Annotated in this window: 22 protein-coding genes; 6 read left to right on the forward strand and 16 right to left on the reverse strand. The window is 57.6% G+C overall.

Annotated features, from left to right (window positions below):
• The first annotated feature begins 99 nt into the window (after nucleotides 1-99).
• Nucleotides 100-411 carry a hypothetical protein gene (locus Q7T36_RS15535; protein ID WP_304850671.1) on the forward strand — a complete coding sequence of 104 codons (312 nt, stop codon included), beginning with the start codon at nucleotides 100-102 and terminating at the stop codon, nucleotides 409-411.
• Nucleotides 412-512: 101 nt separating this feature from the next.
• On the opposite strand, the gene Q7T36_RS15540 is transcribed toward Q7T36_RS15535, so the two are convergent.
• From Q7T36_RS15540 to Q7T36_RS15565, 6 genes are read right to left on the reverse strand one after another with little or no spacing between them, the layout of a single operon-like run.
• Nucleotides 513-992 carry a YaiI/YqxD family protein gene (locus Q7T36_RS15540; RefSeq protein ID WP_304850674.1) on the reverse strand — a complete coding sequence of 160 codons (480 nt, stop codon included), beginning with the start codon at nucleotides 990-992 and terminating at the stop codon, nucleotides 513-515.
• Nucleotides 989-1,696, reverse strand: a complete 708-nt coding sequence (locus Q7T36_RS15545; RefSeq protein ID WP_304850677.1) for an HAD family hydrolase — start codon at nucleotides 1,694-1,696, stop codon at nucleotides 989-991. Before Q7T36_RS15545 ends, Q7T36_RS15540 begins: the two co-directional genes overlap by 4 nt.
• Entirely contained in the window at nucleotides 1,693-2,628 is a 936-nt protein-coding gene (locus Q7T36_RS15550; protein ID WP_304850680.1) for a tyrosine recombinase XerC, read from the reverse strand. The genes Q7T36_RS15545 and Q7T36_RS15550 overlap by 4 nt, the downstream gene beginning before the upstream one ends.
• Nucleotides 2,615-3,457 (reverse strand): diaminopimelate epimerase, encoded by an 843-nt coding sequence (gene dapF / locus Q7T36_RS15555; RefSeq protein WP_370690140.1) that lies wholly within the window; start codon nucleotides 3,455-3,457, stop codon nucleotides 2,615-2,617. The genes Q7T36_RS15550 and dapF overlap by 14 nt, the downstream gene beginning before the upstream one ends.
• A gap of 44 nt (nucleotides 3,458-3,501) precedes the next feature.
• Entirely contained in the window at nucleotides 3,502-4,746 is a 1,245-nt protein-coding gene (lysA, locus tag Q7T36_RS15560; RefSeq protein ID WP_304850683.1) for a diaminopimelate decarboxylase, read from the reverse strand.
• 15 nt (nucleotides 4,747-4,761) lie between these two features.
• Nucleotides 4,762-4,881 (reverse strand): lipoprotein, encoded by a 120-nt coding sequence (locus Q7T36_RS15565; RefSeq protein WP_304850686.1) that lies wholly within the window; start codon nucleotides 4,879-4,881, stop codon nucleotides 4,762-4,764.
• Nucleotides 4,882-4,961: 80 nt separating this feature from the next.
• Here Q7T36_RS15565 and Q7T36_RS15570 point away from each other — a divergent pair, with 80 nt between their 5' ends.
• The 3 genes from Q7T36_RS15570 (at nucleotide 4,962) to Q7T36_RS15580 (ending at nucleotide 6,845) form a co-directional block, all read left to right on the forward strand.
• Nucleotides 4,962-5,327, forward strand: a complete 366-nt coding sequence (locus tag Q7T36_RS15570; RefSeq protein ID WP_304850688.1) for a DUF962 domain-containing protein — start codon at nucleotides 4,962-4,964, stop codon at nucleotides 5,325-5,327.
• 170 nt (nucleotides 5,328-5,497) lie between these two features.
• Nucleotides 5,498-6,520, forward strand: coding sequence for a bifunctional nicotinamide-nucleotide adenylyltransferase/Nudix hydroxylase (locus Q7T36_RS15575; protein WP_304850691.1), 1,023 nt, complete (start codon nucleotides 5,498-5,500; stop codon nucleotides 6,518-6,520).
• 1 nt (nucleotide 6,521) lies between these two features.
• Nucleotides 6,522-6,845 (forward strand): cupin domain-containing protein, encoded by a 324-nt coding sequence (locus Q7T36_RS15580; RefSeq protein WP_304850694.1) that lies wholly within the window; start codon nucleotides 6,522-6,524, stop codon nucleotides 6,843-6,845.
• 52 nt (nucleotides 6,846-6,897) lie between these two features.
• On the opposite strand, the gene panD is transcribed toward Q7T36_RS15580, so the two are convergent.
• The 6 genes from panD to Q7T36_RS15610 all read right to left on the reverse strand — a co-directional run bounded on the left by panD (nucleotide 6,898) and on the right by Q7T36_RS15610 (nucleotide 11,744).
• On the reverse strand, nucleotides 6,898-7,278 hold the full coding sequence (gene panD, locus Q7T36_RS15585; RefSeq protein WP_304850742.1) for an aspartate 1-decarboxylase: 381 nt from the start codon (nucleotides 7,276-7,278) through the stop codon (nucleotides 6,898-6,900).
• A 137-nt stretch (nucleotides 7,279-7,415) separates the two neighbouring features.
• Nucleotides 7,416-8,276: a pantoate--beta-alanine ligase gene (gene panC, locus Q7T36_RS15590; RefSeq protein ID WP_304850697.1), complete on the reverse strand. Its 861-nt coding sequence runs from the start codon at nucleotides 8,274-8,276 to the stop codon at nucleotides 7,416-7,418.
• Between the two features lie 15 nt (nucleotides 8,277-8,291).
• Nucleotides 8,292-9,086 (reverse strand): 3-methyl-2-oxobutanoate hydroxymethyltransferase, encoded by a 795-nt coding sequence (gene panB, locus Q7T36_RS15595; RefSeq protein WP_304850700.1) that lies wholly within the window; start codon nucleotides 9,084-9,086, stop codon nucleotides 8,292-8,294.
• Nucleotides 9,087-9,105: 19 nt separating this feature from the next.
• Nucleotides 9,106-9,609 carry a 2-amino-4-hydroxy-6-hydroxymethyldihydropteridine diphosphokinase gene (folK, locus tag Q7T36_RS15600; protein WP_304850703.1) on the reverse strand — a complete coding sequence of 168 codons (504 nt, stop codon included), beginning with the start codon at nucleotides 9,607-9,609 and terminating at the stop codon, nucleotides 9,106-9,108.
• Complete coding sequence (gene pcnB, locus Q7T36_RS15605; protein WP_304850706.1) at nucleotides 9,606-10,922, reverse strand: polynucleotide adenylyltransferase PcnB; 1,317 nt, start codon at nucleotides 10,920-10,922, stop codon at nucleotides 9,606-9,608. The genes folK and pcnB overlap by 4 nt, the downstream gene beginning before the upstream one ends.
• Nucleotides 10,923-11,036: 114 nt before the next feature.
• On the reverse strand, nucleotides 11,037-11,744 hold the full coding sequence (locus tag Q7T36_RS15610; protein WP_304850709.1) for a YdiY family protein: 708 nt from the start codon (nucleotides 11,742-11,744) through the stop codon (nucleotides 11,037-11,039).
• 122 nt (nucleotides 11,745-11,866) lie between these two features.
• Here Q7T36_RS15610 and Q7T36_RS15615 point away from each other — a divergent pair, with 122 nt between their 5' ends.
• Nucleotides 11,867-12,811: an SDR family NAD(P)-dependent oxidoreductase gene (locus Q7T36_RS15615; protein ID WP_304850711.1), complete on the forward strand. Its 945-nt coding sequence runs from the start codon at nucleotides 11,867-11,869 to the stop codon at nucleotides 12,809-12,811.
• Nucleotides 12,812-12,854: 43 nt separating this feature from the next.
• Nucleotides 12,855-13,166 (forward strand): YkgJ family cysteine cluster protein, encoded by a 312-nt coding sequence (locus Q7T36_RS15620; RefSeq protein WP_304850714.1) that lies wholly within the window; start codon nucleotides 12,855-12,857, stop codon nucleotides 13,164-13,166.
• Between the two features lie 30 nt (nucleotides 13,167-13,196).
• On the opposite strand, the gene Q7T36_RS15625 is transcribed toward Q7T36_RS15620, so the two are convergent.
• From Q7T36_RS15625 to Q7T36_RS15640, 4 genes are all read right to left on the reverse strand, one after another.
• Nucleotides 13,197-13,424: a hypothetical protein gene (locus Q7T36_RS15625; RefSeq protein WP_304850716.1), complete on the reverse strand. Its 228-nt coding sequence runs from the start codon at nucleotides 13,422-13,424 to the stop codon at nucleotides 13,197-13,199.
• Nucleotides 13,425-13,812: 388 nt separating this feature from the next.
• Nucleotides 13,813-14,466 (reverse strand): hypothetical protein, encoded by a 654-nt coding sequence (locus Q7T36_RS15630; protein WP_304850719.1) that lies wholly within the window; start codon nucleotides 14,464-14,466, stop codon nucleotides 13,813-13,815.
• Between the two features lie 343 nt (nucleotides 14,467-14,809).
• The gene (locus Q7T36_RS15635; protein WP_304850721.1) at nucleotides 14,810-15,166 is read right to left on the reverse strand and encodes a hypothetical protein; all 357 of its coding nucleotides are present in this window, start codon (nucleotides 15,164-15,166) and stop codon (nucleotides 14,810-14,812) included.
• Nucleotides 15,167-15,608: 442 nt separating this feature from the next.
• Nucleotides 15,609-16,154, reverse strand: a complete 546-nt coding sequence (locus Q7T36_RS15640; RefSeq protein WP_304850724.1) for a hypothetical protein — start codon at nucleotides 16,152-16,154, stop codon at nucleotides 15,609-15,611.
• Nucleotides 16,155-16,501: the final 347 nt, after the last annotated feature.

The raw sequence follows: 16,501 nt of genomic DNA on the forward strand, positions 1-16,501 counted from the left end.
GGCGTTGCATTACCATGTTCTGTCGTGATGCTCAAGGCTGGTATTTCTCCGCCGAAATCGTAAGAATCTTCACCATGGATTTATGCAGTCGAGGTTTTTATGTCTAACAGCGATTTTGATGATGAGTTTGATGAAACCGCTGATCCGGTCGATGATGATCCGGATACTGGCGATGAACCGGCTGAAGCGCCTGCCGAAGGCGGCGCTGCGCCGGCTTCTGAGGGTGCGTTGAGTGATGTGGCTGAAGCCGAGTCGTTGACGGTGTCGAGCAAGGAGTCCTTGCGCCGGCAGCTGGAAGAGGAGATGGAGCGCTTCCTGTCACGCGGCGGCAAGATTGTAGAGGTGCCGGCGGATGAGACGTCGGACCCGCCACGGAAGCCAGTCAGCAGTTATGGATCGAAGCCGATCTAGGGTATTGTGATGTGTAGGTCGGGCTTCAGCCCGACACAAGCCTTCGATAATGGATTACACCAGGTTATTTGGCGGAGGGTTTTGTCGGGTTGAAACCCGACCTACAGGCTGGTGTTTTCTGACTCCGCCGGTTTCTTCCAGTGCCTCGCCAAAAACCGGTCCAGCTGATTCGAAAACGCCATCTTGTCCTTCGGACCATAACCCGCCGTAAACGTCTTCACCTGATTATTATCCCGTAACTCCGTCATCAGGTTCCGCATCGTCAGGCGGTGGCTGATGCTTTCCGGGGTATAAAACTCCCCGCGCGGATTCAAGGCAAACGCCCCCTTCGCCACTACCGCTCCGGCCAGCGGAATATCCGCCGTAATCACCAGATCACCGGCATTGCATTCCTGCACAATGCGGTTGTCCGCCACATCAAAACCGGCTTCCACCTGAATAGCCCGGATTACTTTGGAAGGCGGTGTGTGAATCCATTGATTGGCCACCAGCGTGCAGGGAATCTGCAAACGCTCCACGGCCCGGAACAAGACTTCCTTCACCACCAGCGGACAGGCATCCGCATCCACCCAGATCTTCATCGGTCGTTCCGGGTGGCGTTGATGCGGTCAATCACTTCCGGCAGTTCCTCGAAATGGGTAATGATGCCATCCGGCGGCGTGGTCAGCGGCCAAGGATGGTTGAACCAGTTCACCCAGATGGTCTTCATGCCCACCTCCTGCGCGGCCTGCACATCCTGGACAGGGTGGTCGCCGATATGGATGCCTTCGTGCGGCTTGGCCCCGGCATGTTGCAGGGCGCGCTCGAACATGGCCGGATGAGGCTTGGCGAAGCCGACACTGCCTGCCGAATAATGCTGCTGGAACAGATGCCCGATACCGACCTTGTGCACATCCGCATTGCCGTTGCTGAGGGCGTACAGCGGATAATCCCGTGACAGGTCTTCCACAATTTCCCGCGCATAGGGGAAGTACTGCACCAGGTTGCGTTGCTCGTGAAAGACCTCGTAGGCCTTCTTGACGATGCCGGGAATATCGCCTTTGACGTGACCTTCCAGCACTTCGCGCAGGGTGGTGAGGCGCAATTGCGTCAGGTCGTGGCTGATCTCCGGATGCTCGCTGGCAATCCGGTTCTTGTATTGTTCGAACTGCACCAGGCTGATGCGGAAGCGTAATTCTGGATAGTTCTCGTACAACCACTCCATCATCGCGTTTTCGGCGCGAATGATGATGGGGTCAACCGACCAGAGCGTGTTGTCCAGGTCGAAGGTCAGCAGCTTTATCATTCTTTTTTGGCTCGAGGGTGGGCCTGTTCATACACACGGGACAAGTGTCCGAAGTCCAGATGGGTATAGATCTGGGTGGTGCTGATGCTGGCATGTCCCAGCAACTCCTGCACCGCCCGCAAGTCCTGCGACGATTCTAGCAAATGTGACGCGAAACAGTGCCGCAACAAATGCGGGTGCAGGTGCTGGGGAATACCCACCCGCAAGGCTTGTTCCTCCAGGGCGCGCTGGATGCTGCGCTCACCCAGACGGTCGCCGCGCGTATTCAGGAACAACCAGTTTTCGCTGTGTTCACGGGCGTAATGGGGGCGAACCTCCATCCACTCGGCAATGGCTTCACGGGCTTTCCTGCCCACCGGGTTGACGCGGGTCTTGCGGCCCTTGCCCAGCACCGTTACCAAACCGGCGGAGGCGTCGTAATCGGGGCGGCGGATGTGTCCCAGTTCGGACACCCGCAAGCCGCTGGAATAAAGCAATTCCATGACCGCGCGATCGCGTTTCCAGCGACGGGCGGCTTCCGGCTCCTCCGGTGCCGGGGCGTCCAGCAGGGCGTTGATCAGGTCAACGTCCATGACCTTGGGCAATTCACGCGGAGGACGCTTGATGCGGAAATGGGCGGCCGGATTATGGGAGACATGGCCTTCCGCCGCCAGCCAGTCATAGAAACTGCGCACGCTGGACAGCAGGCGCTGCACGCTGGACGGCAGCAGGGCGTTGGTGCCCAGCAGCGGTCCGATGAAGCGCGTGAGGCGTTCACGGTCCAGTTCGGCCCAATCGGTGCAACCGGCCTGGGTCAGGTAGTGCAATAGTTTGCTGACATCGCGGCGATAAGCGGCAAGGGTGTGCGTGGAGGCCTGCTGCTGGGTTTGCATCCCGCGCAGCCAGGCCGACATCAGGCCTTCCAACGCATCCGCATGTTCAACGCCAGTCATAAAGACGCAGCACACCGTCAAAGACGCGGGCGGTGGGGCCGGTCATCCATACCGGTTCACCTTGGCCCTGCCACTGGATATCCAGTTCGCCGCCGGGCAGGCGCACGCGCACCTGATCGTCCAGCAAGCCACGCAGGATGCCCGAGACTACGGCCGCACAGGCGCCGGTGCCGCAGGCCAGGGTTTCGCCCGCGCCGCGCTCGTAAACGCGGAGATTGATGGTCTGACGGTCCACCACCTGCATGAAGCCGACATTGACCCGTTCCGGGAAGCGCGGATGGCTTTCCAGCAGCGGCCCCAAGGTTTCCACCGGGGCAGTTTGCACGTCGTCAACCAGCAGCACGGCGTGGGGATTGCCCATGCTGACGGCACCGATTTCAACGGTGCGGCCGCCGACTTCGATATCGTAGGTCTGGCAATGCAGGTCGGCCTTGAACGGAATCTCGGCCGGTTCCAGGCGCGGGGCGCCCATGTTGACCTTGACCCAGCCGTTGCTGTCGACAAACAACTCGATGATGCCGCTGGCAGTTTCCACCACCAGCCTGCTCTTGCGGGTGAGGCGGCGCTCACGCACAAAACGCGCAAAGCAGCGCGCGCCGTTGCCGCATTGCTGAACTTCCGATCCGTCGGCGTTGAAGATGCGGTACTTGAAGTCCACATCGGGACGCGTTGGCGGTTCCACGATCAATAGCTGATCGAAGCCCACGCCGAAATGGCGGTCGGCAATCTGTCTGATTTGCGGTGCTTCCAGACGGACACGCTGGGTGACCAGGTCAATCACCACAAAATCGTTGCCGAGGCCATGCATCTTGGTGAATTCCAGACGCATAAAGGCACTCTCTTTAAATACTTGACGTTGCGGCTATAGTGGCCTTAAGGCAGCACGGATTCAAGTGCCAGCAGGTCCGCCACAGTTTCTCGGCGGCGCACGGTATAGGCCTGGTCGCCGTCCACCAGAATTTCGGCGGCGCGGCCACGGGTGTTGTAGTTGGAGCTCATGACAAAGCCATAAGCGCCCGCACCCATCACCGACAGCAGGTCGCCCGCCTGCAGCGCCAGCTTGCGTTCCTTGCCCAGGAAATCGCCGGTTTCGCAGACCGGGCCGACGATGTCGTAGGGCAGACGCTCGGCGTCACGAGGGGTGACGGCCACGATGTCCATCCAGGCGCTGTACAGCGAGGGTCGTATCAGGTCGTTCATGGCGGCGTCCACCACTGCAAAATTCTTCGCAGCCGAGGGCTTCAGAAACTCGACTCGGGTCAGCAGCACCCCGGCGTTGGCGGCAATGGCGCGGCCCGGTTCCATGTAGATTTTCAATTGCCGGCTTTGCAGGCGCGGCAGCAGGGCTTCAGCATATTCAGCGGGAGTGGGTGGCACTTCATCGCGGTAGCGCACGCCCAAGCCGCCGCCAATGTCGAGGTGTTCCAACGTAATGCCGTTTTCAGCCAAGGTGTCGATCATGGCCAGCACCCGGTCAAGCGCGTCGGCGAACGGCAGGGTGGTGGTCAGTTGCGAACCGATGTGGCAATCAATGCCCACAATCTTCAGGCCGGGCAGGGCGGCGGCGCGCTGGTACACGGACAGGGCGTCTTCGATGGCGATGCCGAACTTGTTTTCCTTGAGTCCGGTGGAGATGTAGGGGTGGGTGCCCGCATCCACATCGGGATTGACGCGCAGCGAGATGGGCGCGGTTTTGCCGAGGCGGGCAGCAACGGCGCTGATGCGGTCCAGTTCGGCATCGGATTCGACGTTGAAACAGGCGATACCGGCATCCAGCGCCGCTTCAATTTCTGCATCCTGCTTGCCCAGACCGGAGAAAACCACCTTGGCCGGATCGCCGCCAGCCGCCAGCACCCGCGCCAGTTCACCGCCGGAAACGATGTCAAACCCGCTGCCCAGACGCGCCAGCACGTTCAGCACGCCAAGGTTCGAGTTGGCCTTGACTGCATAACATACTTGATGGGGAATGCTGGCGAAGGCGTTGTCGAAAGCGCGGTAGTGCGCTTCCAGCTGGGCGCGGGAGTAGACATACAGCGGTGTGCCGAAACGGGAGGCGAGGTCTTGCAGCGACTGGTTTTCAACAAACAGCGAGCCGTTGCGGTAGGTAAAGGCGGTCATGGCTTACTCAATAATTCAGGGTTGGGACGATGGATTCACGGGGGCCTGGGCGGGTTTTTCGGGCAGGTACAACGCCCCTTTCTGGCCGCAGGCGGACAGCAGTCCCAAGGACAGCAGCAGCAATGTGATTCGCATGATTTCAGGGCGGCATGGACAGACGGAAATAGCCTGCTATGCTAGCGGAATTGCCGCCATAAAACAAAAAGGAGATGGTCATGACTTCCCACGCATATCCCACCGAGCTGATGTCCTCCGAGGCTGGTCTGACCGATGAATTTCCGGAGGTTTTCAACAGTTTTGAGGAGTTCTATCCCTTTTACCTCAGCCAGCATGAAAACAGCACCTGCCGCCGCCTGCATTTTGTGGGCAGCACGCTGGGACTGGCAGGGTTGGGCGCTGCGATGCTGACCGGCAAGAAGCGTTATATCGCCGCGGGAATTGTCGCCGGATACGGTTGCGCCTGGGTCGGGCACTTCTTCTTCGAGCATAACAAGCCCGCCACCTTCAAGTACCCGGTCTACAGCTTTATGGGCGACTGGGTGATGTACAAGGACATGCTGACGGGCAAAGTACCGTTCTGAGTCACACCGTTATTCCCGCGCAGGGGGGAGTCCACCCAGTACAAACACTAGTGTATTGAACCACCGTGGATTCCCGCCTGCGTGGGAATGACGATGTGTGGCTGTTACTTGTATCCAACCGGTGCTGACAGACAGCGCCGTTCATCCACTACAGCAAGGGGTTTGCTGCCATGCACGACATTCTCGTTTTTATCGGACGATTCCAGCCTTTTCACATTGCCCACCAGCGCGTCATTGAGCAGGCGCTGACCCAGGGCAGGGACGTCATTGTCCTGATCGGCTCCTCACGCCAGCCACGCAATTTACGCAATCCGTTTACGATTGAGGAGCGCATGGCGATGATCCGCGCCAGCCTGCCGCCGGAAGTGCAGTCGCGCGTGCATCTTCAACCGTTGGAGGACTGCCTCTATAACGATGACGTCTGGGTGAAGAACGTGCAGGAAGGGGTGAAGGCGGTGGTGGAGCGGTTGGGCAAGCCGTCGCCGCTGCGCATAGGTTTGATTGGCCACATGAAGGACGAGAGCTCATATTACCTGCGGTTGTTTCCACAGTGGGACAGCGTGCCGGTCGATAACATCCAGTCCATTTCCGCCACGCCGTTACGCGACTGCTACCTGTTGGGGCAGATGCCCGACCCCAAGCTGTTTCCAGAAGGCGCGTGGCAGTTTCTCAAGGACTTCATGGCCACTGAAACCTATACCGAGTTGCATGAGGAAGCTGAATTCATTGCCAAGTACCGCAAGACCTGGGAGGCGGCCCCTTATCCCCCGACCTTTGTGACCGTGGATGCGGTGGTGATCCAGGCCGGGCACATCCTGATGGTGGAGCGCAAGGCCCGGCCTGGAAAGGGCCAGTGGGCGCTGCCCGGCGGCTTTGTGGACCAGAAGGAAACCTTGCTGACGGCCTGCATTCGTGAGTTGCGTGAAGAAACCCGGCTGAAGGTGCCGGAGCCGGTGCTGAAGGGGGCCATCAAGGGCCAGCAGGTATTTGATGATCCGTACCGCTCGTCGCGGGGGCGCACCATTACCCATGCTTTCCATTTTGACTTGAAGCCGGTGGACTCGGCGTTACCGAAGGTGAAGGGCGGCGATGATGCGCGTTTGGCATTCTGGGTTCCGCTGTCGGCCGTGGCGCCGGAGAAGTTGTTTGAGGACCATTACCACATTATCCGGGCCATGACGGGGCTGTACTGAGATGCTTGTCGGCAACCTGACCACGCCGGCCGTGATGCCGGCGTCCGGAGAGTTTTTTGAGGCGCTGGTTCAGCGGCCGGGAGTGCGCATTGAGCGCATCATTTCGCATGGCCACTGCTCTGAGGCCGGTTTCTGGTATGAACAGAAGGAAGCCGAGTGGGTGATGGTGGTGCAGGGGGAAGCGCGGCTGCGGTTTGAACAGGGTGACCGGGTGGTGGAATTGAAGCCGGGTGATTGGGTGGAGATTGCGGCACGGGAGCGGCATCGGGTGGAGTGGACGACGCCTGAGGAGGAGACGGTTTGGGTGGCGGTTTTTTATTCATAAAAAAGGCCCGGTTTCGTTGGAAACCGGGCCTTTGAAATTCAGCGGGACCTGATCAGGCAACCTGTACCGGAATGGCATTGGCGCTATGGCTGACCGTGTTGTCCACGTTGCAGTACACCAGACGCGGCTTGAAGTTAATCAGCTCGTTGGCGTTGTAGTTGGCGTAGGTGCAGATGATGACGCGATCACCGGGACGGGCCTTGTGGGCAGCCGCGCCGTTCACCGAAATCATTTGCGAGCCTGCTTCGGCACGAATGGCGTAAGTCGTGAAACGTTCGCCGTTGGTCACGTTGTAGATCTGGATCTGTTCGTATTCCAGAATGCCCGCCAAGTCGAGCAAGTTGCCATCAATGGCACAGGAACCTTCATAGTCCAGTTCCGCGTGGGTCACACAAGCGCGGTGCAGTTTGGCTTTAAGCATGGTGCATTGCATGGCGGTGGCCTCCGGGTGGGGGTGCGCGGGCATTAACCCATTTCAGGGGCGAAATGGCGCGCCATTTTGCCCCAAACTTTTCTTGGGTTCAATCATTCGGAACCCAAAAAAGATGCATAACGTCCAACAAGTTGCGTTCAGGCACTCGCCGGAAGCTCAAAAGCCAGATTATCGATCAGTCGTGTCTTCCCCAGCCGGGCGGCAACCAAGATCACCAGCGCGGTATCTTCGGCCTTGGCAGGCAGGAGATCGGACGCACGACGCACCGATACATAGTCTGGATCAAATCCCGACTTTTGCAAGTGCTGGCGGGCAGCTTCAGTCAACATTTCGTAATCACGCTGACCATAGCCGATGGCGTCGCGCAATTGGCACAGGGTGCGGTAAACCATTGGCGCCTGCTGGCGTTCGGCCGCACTGAGGTAGCCGTTGCGTGAGCTCAGTGCCAGACCGTCTTCCGCCCGCAGTGTCGGCACACCGATAATGGTGATGGGGAAGTTCAGTTCCTGCGTCATGCGCCGCACGATGGCCAATTGCTGGAAGTCCTTTTCGCCGAAGAAAGCCGTATCGGGCTGTACGATGTTGAACAGTTTGCTGACCACGCTGCTGACGCCGTCAAAATGACCGGGACGGTGCGCGCCGCACAGTTCCTTGCCCAGTTCGGCCACATGAACGCTGGTGCTTTGGTTGAGGCCGTTGGCGTACATTTCGGTGGCGGCCGGGGCGAACAGGAAATCGCAACCGGCGGCAGCCAGCAGTTGGCTGTCGGCCTCCAGCGTGCGGGGATAGGTGCCGAAGTCTTCGTTGGCCCCGAACTGGGTCGGGTTGACGAAGATGCTGGCGACAACCAGGTCGCATTGCGCCTTGGCGCGTTCCACCAGCGAGATATGACCGGCGTGAAGGTTGCCCATGGTGGGCACGAAGCCGATGGTCTTGCCCTCGCGCCGGGCCTGGCGCAGTGGATCACGCAGGCCGTTGATGGTGTGTTCGGTTTTCATGCGCGGGTCTCCGGATTACTGGCTGAAGCCGTGCTCGGGGGCAGGGTAAGTGCCGGATTTCACATCCTGCACATAGGCGCTCAGTGCGTCTTTCACCGAGTCGCGGCCTTGCAGGTAGTTCTTGGCGAAGCGTGCGGGCTTGCCCTGATACATGCCCAGCAAATCGTGCAGCACCAACACTTGGCCGTCACAATGCGGGCCTGCGCCAATGCCGATCACAGGAATGCTGACCGCTTCGGTCACCCGCTTTGCCACCGGTGTCGGTACGCATTCCAGCAGCAGCAGCGCGGCTCCGGCCTGTTCCAGAAGCTTGGCGTCTTCCACCATCTTCGCGGCGGCATCAGCCGAGCGGCCTTGCACCTTGTAGCCGCCAAAGACATTGACGGATTGAGGGGTAAGCCCCATGTGCACACAGGCGGGAATGCCGCAGCGCGCCATTTGCGTAACGGTCTCTGCCAGCCAGCCGCCGCCTTCCAGCTTCACGGCGTGCGCGCCGGCCTGCATCAGGTCACCGGCGTTCTTCAGCGCGTCGGTGACGGTGGCGTAGGACATGAACGGCATGTCGGCGAAAATGAAGGCATGGTGATTGCCGCGGGCCACGCAACGGGTGTGGTACACCATGTCGGCCATGGATACGGGCAGGGTGGAGTCATGGCCTTGCAGCACCATGCCCAGCGAATCACCAATCAAAAGGCAATCCACGGCGGCCTGGCTCATGGTCTGGGCAAAAATGGCGTCGTAACAGGTGATCATGGCGAATTTTTCGCCGCGCTGTTTCAGGTCGCGCAGGGTGGTCAGGGAGACAGGCATGCGGGCACCTCACAGGATTTCAGGTTTGCCACCAACCGGATTCGGCCAGGACAAGCAGGTCCGGGCCGGGTGTGGCGGCCTGTAGGCTAGCGGCTTTTGCTCCGTTTGGCAAAACCGCGTCGGAGGCAATGTCCAGCAGCGGGACAATGACAAAGGCGCGATGGACCATTTCCGGGTGCGGAACGGTCAGGTTGACAGTGCGGATTTCATCGTCGGCGTAGAGCAGCAGGTCCAGATCCAGCGTACGCGGCCCCCAGTGCCTTTCCCTGACACGACCGGCATCATTTTCAATGGCTTGCAGTTCGGCCAGCAGTCGATGCGGAGTCAGGGCTGTTTCAAGGCGGGCAACGGCGTTGACGTAATCCGGCTGGTCCTGCGGGCCGATGGGGGGGCTGCCATACAGGCGGGAAACGTGCGTCAGCCGGGTGTCGGGCAGGGAGGCCATGGCTTGAACCGCGTAAACCAATTGCTCACGCGGTTGGCCCAGATTGGCCCCCAGGCCGATGAAGGCGGGGTACATCATGCCTCGCCGGACTCCGGTGCAGCAGAGGATTGAGCCGGTTTTTTCCTTGCAGGCTTGCGCTTGCCGGCAACGGGACGGTCCAGTTGACGCAGCATCTGCTCACGGTGGTCGTCATGGGCGGTCTGGTATTCCTCCCACCAGACGGCCATGCCGTGTGTGCCCTTGTCGCCAGTCTGTTCACGTAACAGCAGGAAGTCGAAGGCGGCGCGGAAACGGGGGCTGGCCAGCAATTCCGGCACCTGACGCGACTTGGGGCGTTGCAGGCGCGGCTGCATTTCCCAGATTTCACGCACGGTCTGGCTGGCATGCTTGGGAATGGCGGTACGCTGGTATTGTTGGCCCAGCGCCTGGATGGCGGCTTGCTGGTAAGCAGGCAGCAGCATTTCGCCTTCGTCCAGCCGTTGCTGCAGGATGCTTTGCTGAAGGTCCCACAACAGCACGGCGTAGAAGAAGGCCGGGTTGACCGTCTTGCCCTGACGCAGGCGTTCGTCGGTATTGCGCGAGGCCAGCGTCACTAGCGACGGCAGGTGGCCGCTTTCGCGGATATGCGGGAACAGTTGTGACAGCAGGCCGGAGAACTGCAAACCGGGCATCAGCACTTCCAGATGGCCGCAGCTGAACAGTTTCAGGCTTTCATCATAAAGGCGGTGATGCGAAATGCTGCCCAGCAGGTAGGCCAGGCTGCGGATGGGCGCGGCGGTGCCTTTTTCCAGCGAGAAGCCAAGCTTGGCGGCAAAACGCAGCGCCCGCAGCATGCGCACCGGATCTTCACGGTAACGGACGGCGGCATCGCCGATCATGCGCAACTTGCGGGCGCGCAAGTCCTTCATGCCATCGGCAAAGTCGAGGATTTCCCCGGTCAGCGGATGGTAATAAAGGGCATTGATGGAGAAGTCTCGGCGCAGCGCATCCTGGTCAATGCGGCCCCAGACGTTGTCGCGGGTAATCATGCCGTGGTCGGAAGTTTGCCCGTGGCTGCCTTCATGGTGAGGCGCGCGGAAGGTGGCGACCTCGACCATGTGCCGGTTGTGATAGACATGGGCCAGCAGGAAACGGCGGCCGATGATCTGGCACTGACGGCCGAACACGTGCTTGATCTGATCCGGCGTGGCGTTGGTGGCAATGTCAAAATCTTTGGGATGCAAGCCCAGGACACTGTCGCGCACGCTGCCGCCGACGACATAGGCGGCATAACCGGCAGCGTCGAGCTGCTTCACCACATGATGGGCGGCGTCACTGAAATCCACGCGATCCAGACCGGAGTCGGTGTCCTGGTAAATGACAGGTTGCAGGGGTGGGTTGTGTCTGCTCATGGAACGGGAGGGTTTCCTGCGTTCGGGAAAATCGGAGCCTGAATCATAGCAAGTTTTTCAGCCCGGCGTGAGGATTCGGCTGCGGGTGTCAAGGGTATATCCGTGTCGGGGCGTTCAGAACTGGTAATTGAGGCCAAAGCTGAATACCCCGCTGCGGGTGTTGACGGGTCCGTTCTCGTGCCGGTAGTCATGGGCCACGGTCATAGCCACCACTTTGGTAATGTGCTGCTTGTACTGGTTACTGACCCGCGTAATGACGCTGTCTTCACCAGCCTCCAGCGTGCCTTTGTGGATGAAGCGCGAGGCCTCACTGATCTTGCCGTCATAGTCCCAGCTCAGCAGGCCCATGGCGTTGTCTCTGGCGGGGCCGCCCACCGGTTTGGTATGGCGGATGCCGGGGCCAAGCTCCACTTTCAGGAAATGATGCTCGTTCTTGATAATTTCCCGTCCCAGTCCCAGCGAGACGAAGTTCTGGTAATCGTTGGCGCTTAGCAGATCCTTTTCCCATTGGGCGCGAAAGGTGAAGAAGTCGCGCGGGTTGAAATAATGCCGTGCCTTGTAGTTGAGCAGATAACGTTCGGTATCGTTGGTGGCGGCAAGATCATCGCGCGTGCTGATGCCTTCGGCCGAGAAAATATTGACCCAGTAGTCACCGGTATGGGTCAGGGCAACTTTGCCGCGAAAGGTGTCCTTGCTGCCGCCAGTGCTGCCCATGCTGCTGATATATCCGGCATCGACCGTACCCGTCAGGCGTTTGACCGGTTCATCGGCATGGCTATTGAAAGACAGGACAATCAGTAATGGCAATAACGACAAACGCATGATTATCTCCGGTTCATGGGTGTGCGGATCATAACAAAGGGTTTGTCAGATTGACGTTGACGCCGGGACAGGTGAGAAAGGAAGCTGGACTTAATGTGTCGCAAACTCAAGGTTTGATCATCATGCTGGACTGGTTGCTGGAAAAATCGCTGTTGGGCTATACCCGCGTGGGTTATGCAGTGCGTCATCGCCCGGACTGGGAGTATTTACCGCGTCTAGATGGCAGGACGGTGGTGGTGACCGGCGCTACCGGCGGTTTGGGCGCTGCGGCGGCAGAGCGGCTGGCGGGATTGGGGGCACGCGTAATCCTGGTGGGGAGGGATGCCGTCAAACTGGAAGCCATGTTGCAGCGCATAGGCCGCTTGCCCGGAGCCTGCAAGCCGGAGGTGGAGTCGGCGGACTTGTCGGATATGAAGTCGGTGGCGGCGCTGGGCCGACGGTTGGTGGCCCGCAAGCCGGATATCCTGCTGAATAACGCCGGTGTGTTATTGAACCGACGTACGGAAACGGAGGAAGGGCTGGAAAGCACATTTGCGACCAACCTGCTGGGCCATTACATCCTGACCGAAATATTGTTACCGACCTTGGCGGGGCGGCCGGGATCGCGGGTGATCAATGTTTCGTCCGGAGGCATGTATACCCAGCGTATCCGGTTGGATGATCCGGAGACGCGTCAAATGCCTTATCAGGGGCCGGAGGTCTATGCGCGGACGAAACGCGCCCAGGTCATGCTGACCCGGCGTTGGGCGAAGCGCTTTCCGGCGTTGGCGGTGTTCAGCATGCATCCGGGCTGGGCGGATACCACGGGGGTGCAGAATGCCCTGCCGTTGTTCCGCAAGCTGACGCGCCCGGTATTGCGTAGTGCGGCGGAAGGGGCCGATACGATGGTGTGGCTGGCGGCGAGTGATGAGCCCTTGGGGGCATCAGGCCGGTTTTTCCATGACCGCCGGGTGTGGCCGGAACATCGCATGAACTCAACCCGGGAGCGGCCGGAAGAAACGGAGCAACTGGACGTGTTGCTGGAGGAGTATGCCGTACGGCTGCTGGGACAGGGGTGGCGCGGTTGACGGATGGGTGTACCATGCCGGAAAAATGCCATGTCAGTTGTGAATGATGAAAATTGATGTCCGTGCGGTTGCGGAACTGAAGGTGACCTGCGCTACTTGCCGTGCGTGTTGCTGCAAGCTGGAAGTGATGCTGATTACGGAAACAGGAGTTCCGGACTATTTCATTGAAATTGACGCCTGGGGCGGCGAGGTGATGCTGCGGTTGGAGGACGGCTGGTGCGCGGCGCTGGACCGGGAGACGTACATGTGCACCATTTACGAGAAACGGCCGTTGATTTGCCGGGAATTCGAGACGGGTTCGGCGGAGTGCCTGGATGAAAGGCAAGGGCTACTCAGCGAAGGGGGGCGCGTGTAATCCTTCTGCAGGGGTGCCGGGCCCGGCATTTCAGCCCAAGATCCATTTCCCGGCGTAATTCCGGGCGGCCTTGTTGCTGACGAAATTACCCAATCCTTCGCCACTTAACGCTAACTTCTTCATTTCAGACAATTTTTCATGTCCAAGGCTTTCTCGCGTGTATAAATAGAACCTGCCATCCTTGTACTGGATCGTGATTGATTCTTCTGTGATTTTAAACGCGAGAATGGCGGTTTTGCCGTTCTTGTAAGTTTGCATTGAGCTCACTCCTGTGGCCTGGCCATGAGGTATTGACCTTAAATTAAAATCCATTTGTGTTGCCGTTTGAGAACAAATGATGGGTTCCATAGCAAAGTGATACTGGGCTTTCTGATTGATTCAGCACGTTTCAAGTGTACGTGCTGAATCACCCGCCACTTTTTGAAGTCTAATGCGTCTTTGGTTAGATTGCAAATCATGTGGCCATGCATCGATTTGCTGACAAGCAACGGGCGCGGATTCAGAAGCTTATGCAGGGGGGGGGGTATCGTGATGCTTCTTAGGTTGGGAGTAATGGGAGTGTTGGCGTATTTGACCTGAAAAGTGCTATGCGTCTCCAAGGACGGCGCTGTGTTCAGGGGAGTGAAGCTGGCCTTCAGACTATCGGTTAGTTCCCTGAGGCCAGAGCCGGAGTTGCTTCAATTTCCTTCAGTCGGCTGATGATAGGGCTGAAGCGAACCTTTACAGTGCTGACTTCTGCCTTTTGCTCGGCAATCAGTTTCGACAGATCGGCGATTTGCAAATCCAGTTTTCCAACAGTGTTGCGGTCGCTTTCCGCCGGTTTCAGGCCCATGCGCTCCTTATTGGCCAAATCCTCTACAATATTGGCACGCATGCTGTTCAGCCGCATCAATTGCAGGCGGTTGTAACCCATGGAGGTATCCAACGCCTCAATTTGGCGGTCACGGGCACGGGTGGCGTCGCTGGCGGAGGAATATAGGCGGAGAATGCGGGCATCCTCCTTTTGACGCCGCATTGCGCTGTCACGGGCAGCCTTGTCCTGTTGGTAGAGGGTGGCGTCGAAAGCAGGAAAATGGCGGATGACCTGCATGTTGCGGTCCAGCATATCGTAGCCAAGACGGATATGGGTTTCGCTAATCTGGTCGCTCAGGGTGGTCTGGCCGCTGCTGTCAACATAGCGATACCAGATTTTGCGGCCGGATGTGCCGGAGCCTGCATCTGCCAAAGCAAGGGTGGTCAAGGCCATGCCGAGCAGGATGGCGGCAACCCGCCGGGGTGCATTCCATCGATTGTTCTTCATGGTGGTGTTTCCTGACGTGTATGCCTTGCTGGCTGGTGTTGGTAGGATGGGAAAAGGGCTTTTTGTACCCTGTTCAGTGGAATCAACCGATTTTATACGAATAAAATGTGATCTATGTCAAGAAATTCGCGGAATGACAGTTGTTTGTCGGAAAATCCGGTGGGCGCTAGCCCAATAAGACCGGTTATAGATTGGCAGTCCAATATCCGTGGATGTGGCGCGTTTGCTGTTGGAAGGGTTCAGGCTTTGGAGGGTGGGGTATGGGTGCATAAGCGGCCGGGCTTGATCCGGCCAGGGCCTTCATCTTGGCGAAGGGTTGACGGGGAGGTTCCTTATAGTATGGTTAGGCATGTGGGCGGAGCAACGACTCTAGTTCACGTACGTGCCTTGACCTTGCTAAACCCTCACCCCCGGCGGTGGCACAGGATGCACACCATTGTGCCCGACCAAGAGCAAGCTTGAGCATTTCTTTAGCAACGGAGGGTGCCGCGCCGTCAGCCGAATATTGAAGTGCTAAGGCAGCATAATCGCGGTCAAATGGCCATGGTAGCTTATTGGCTTCTAACTCTAATTGCTTCAAAAATGCAGCCACATCTTCGAGCGATGTAGCTGTCGAAGTTTTAGAAACGAGATCATCTACGGCTGCAGTGCTGCTGCCTTCTCTTCTCAATGCTTCACCGGTGTGCTGAAAATCATTCATTGCTAATGCCCAACTATCCGCGTAGGGTGCAAGCACCCACAACAAAATAAACTAAAATTCAGTAATCACTGAATTCAAAATAGCCCCGTAAGCGGCTGGGTGCTTGTCACACTTGACGCAGAAGTTGGGCAGACACAACGCCAAAAAGCTGTTGTTGAACACAGTGCCTTAACTCATTCCACCAGGCTTTTAATTCGTTGTATAAGAAAATACTTTTTCACCGTGGCAGGTTGGGCAATCGTCCATGATATAAGAATTTTCATGCACGACACACTCAAAGCCGCGACCGCGACATTTGGGACATAATTTAAACCCATATTTTTCGTTTCTTTCGCCAGGAGCTAGTGCTGACAAAAAAGTCTTTTACGAATGGCGTTCTTAGTTTCATCATGATCCGTCACAAAACACCTATCGCCTAAATTAAGCCATACCACGCCGGCAGTCAGGGCTTGAGCTCATTGGGATCCTTCAGGTTCAGTCGGATCAAATCTCCATTCTGTAACCCAAAATTGCTGTTGCCGAGATCTTTCCGCATAGCTCGATACATCTCATCAACTGCCAACAAGATATTCCCACCTTCTGCTGATACCACCCTGAATTTTAGATACGCTCGAATTACAGCAGGCGACCCCCAAATCAAGAGGCCGCGAGTGAGGCGCCGAAACTCTGCTTTTAACTGCTCCGAGACATCGCCGCCGTCAAGGGCTGATGCAGGGATCGCATTGTTTTGGAAACGCTCCACAAGATCAAAGAAGTTGTTGTAAACCTCAATCTTCTTTTCCCGATGATTCTCCGAGATGTCTCTAGTTTTTGACTCCCACTGCGTGTACCAAAGCCCTATCAACCCCAGAAGAGCAGTGATGAGTGCGGCTGCGAGATTCTCATCAAGTGAGCCAAACCACTGAAAGACCAAAGTCAGAGCAACCCAAGCGCCAACTAGCAGTCCGAGTAAGATCAAGAGACCAATCCAAAAGCTTCGAGATTTCATTACGCCTCACCCAATGACGGTTCTAATGCTCGGAGTAGAACGCCTAGACTCTTCTGCCGCCCAACTACGTAAGGCGAAAGCACCCACAACAAAATTAAAAACTGAGATTACCTCAGAACCATCAAAAATGACACAATAATCGGCTGGGTACTTGTCGCAGTTGAGGCCGAAGTTAGATTGTATTTTGCTCAGCTTGCGCGTCAATACGAATTGATGCACTTAAAGCAGTATAAGAACCTAGAATTCTTAAAAAAATAGAAGCATTATCCTGAAACATTTGAAACATTTGAAACATTTGAAACATTTGAAACATTTGAAACATTTGAAACATTTGAAACATTTGAAAC

This window comes from Fluviicoccus sp., from assembly GCF_030646115.1.
Lineage (GTDB): Bacteria > Pseudomonadota > Gammaproteobacteria > Pseudomonadales > Moraxellaceae > Fluviicoccus.

Bases quoted from the DNA above. Each gene is read 5' to 3' on its own strand.
- Q7T36_RS15535 (WP_304850671.1), top strand. From the start codon at position 100: ATGTCTAACAGCGATTTTGATGATGAGTTTGATGAAACCGCTGATCCG.
- Q7T36_RS15540 (WP_304850674.1), bottom strand. From the start codon at position 992: ATGAAGATCTGGGTGGATGCGGATGCCTGTCCGCTGGTGGTGAAGGAA.
- Q7T36_RS15545 (WP_304850677.1), bottom strand. From the start codon at position 1,696: ATGATAAAGCTGCTGACCTTCGACCTGGACAACACGCTCTGGTCGGTT.
- Q7T36_RS15550 (WP_304850680.1), bottom strand. From the start codon at position 2,628: ATGACTGGCGTTGAACATGCGGATGCGTTGGAAGGCCTGATGTCGGCC.
- dapF (WP_370690140.1), bottom strand. From the start codon at position 3,457: ATGCGTCTGGAATTCACCAAGATGCATGGCCTCGGCAACGATTTTGTG.
- lysA (WP_304850683.1), bottom strand. From the start codon at position 4,746: ATGACCGCCTTTACCTACCGCAACGGCTCGCTGTTTGTTGAAAACCAG.
- Q7T36_RS15565 (WP_304850686.1), bottom strand. From the start codon at position 4,881: ATGCGAATCACATTGCTGCTGCTGTCCTTGGGACTGCTGTCCGCCTGC.
- Q7T36_RS15570 (WP_304850688.1), top strand. From the start codon at position 4,962: ATGACTTCCCACGCATATCCCACCGAGCTGATGTCCTCCGAGGCTGGT.
- Q7T36_RS15575 (WP_304850691.1), top strand. From the start codon at position 5,498: ATGCACGACATTCTCGTTTTTATCGGACGATTCCAGCCTTTTCACATT.
- Q7T36_RS15580 (WP_304850694.1), top strand. From the start codon at position 6,522: ATGCTTGTCGGCAACCTGACCACGCCGGCCGTGATGCCGGCGTCCGGA.
- panD (WP_304850742.1), bottom strand. From the start codon at position 7,278: ATGCAATGCACCATGCTTAAAGCCAAACTGCACCGCGCTTGTGTGACC.
- panC (WP_304850697.1), bottom strand. From the start codon at position 8,276: ATGAAAACCGAACACACCATCAACGGCCTGCGTGATCCACTGCGCCAG.
- panB (WP_304850700.1), bottom strand. From the start codon at position 9,086: ATGCCTGTCTCCCTGACCACCCTGCGCGACCTGAAACAGCGCGGCGAA.
- folK (WP_304850703.1), bottom strand. From the start codon at position 9,609: ATGATGTACCCCGCCTTCATCGGCCTGGGGGCCAATCTGGGCCAACCG.
- pcnB (WP_304850706.1), bottom strand. From the start codon at position 10,922: ATGAGCAGACACAACCCACCCCTGCAACCTGTCATTTACCAGGACACC.
- Q7T36_RS15610 (WP_304850709.1), bottom strand. From the start codon at position 11,744: ATGCGTTTGTCGTTATTGCCATTACTGATTGTCCTGTCTTTCAATAGC.
- Q7T36_RS15615 (WP_304850711.1), top strand. From the start codon at position 11,867: ATGCTGGACTGGTTGCTGGAAAAATCGCTGTTGGGCTATACCCGCGTG.
- Q7T36_RS15620 (WP_304850714.1), top strand. From the start codon at position 12,855: ATGATGAAAATTGATGTCCGTGCGGTTGCGGAACTGAAGGTGACCTGC.
- Q7T36_RS15625 (WP_304850716.1), bottom strand. From the start codon at position 13,424: ATGCAAACTTACAAGAACGGCAAAACCGCCATTCTCGCGTTTAAAATC.
- Q7T36_RS15630 (WP_304850719.1), bottom strand. From the start codon at position 14,466: ATGAAGAACAATCGATGGAATGCACCCCGGCGGGTTGCCGCCATCCTG.
- Q7T36_RS15635 (WP_304850721.1), bottom strand. From the start codon at position 15,166: ATGAATGATTTTCAGCACACCGGTGAAGCATTGAGAAGAGAAGGCAGC.
- Q7T36_RS15640 (WP_304850724.1), bottom strand. From the start codon at position 16,154: ATGAAATCTCGAAGCTTTTGGATTGGTCTCTTGATCTTACTCGGACTG.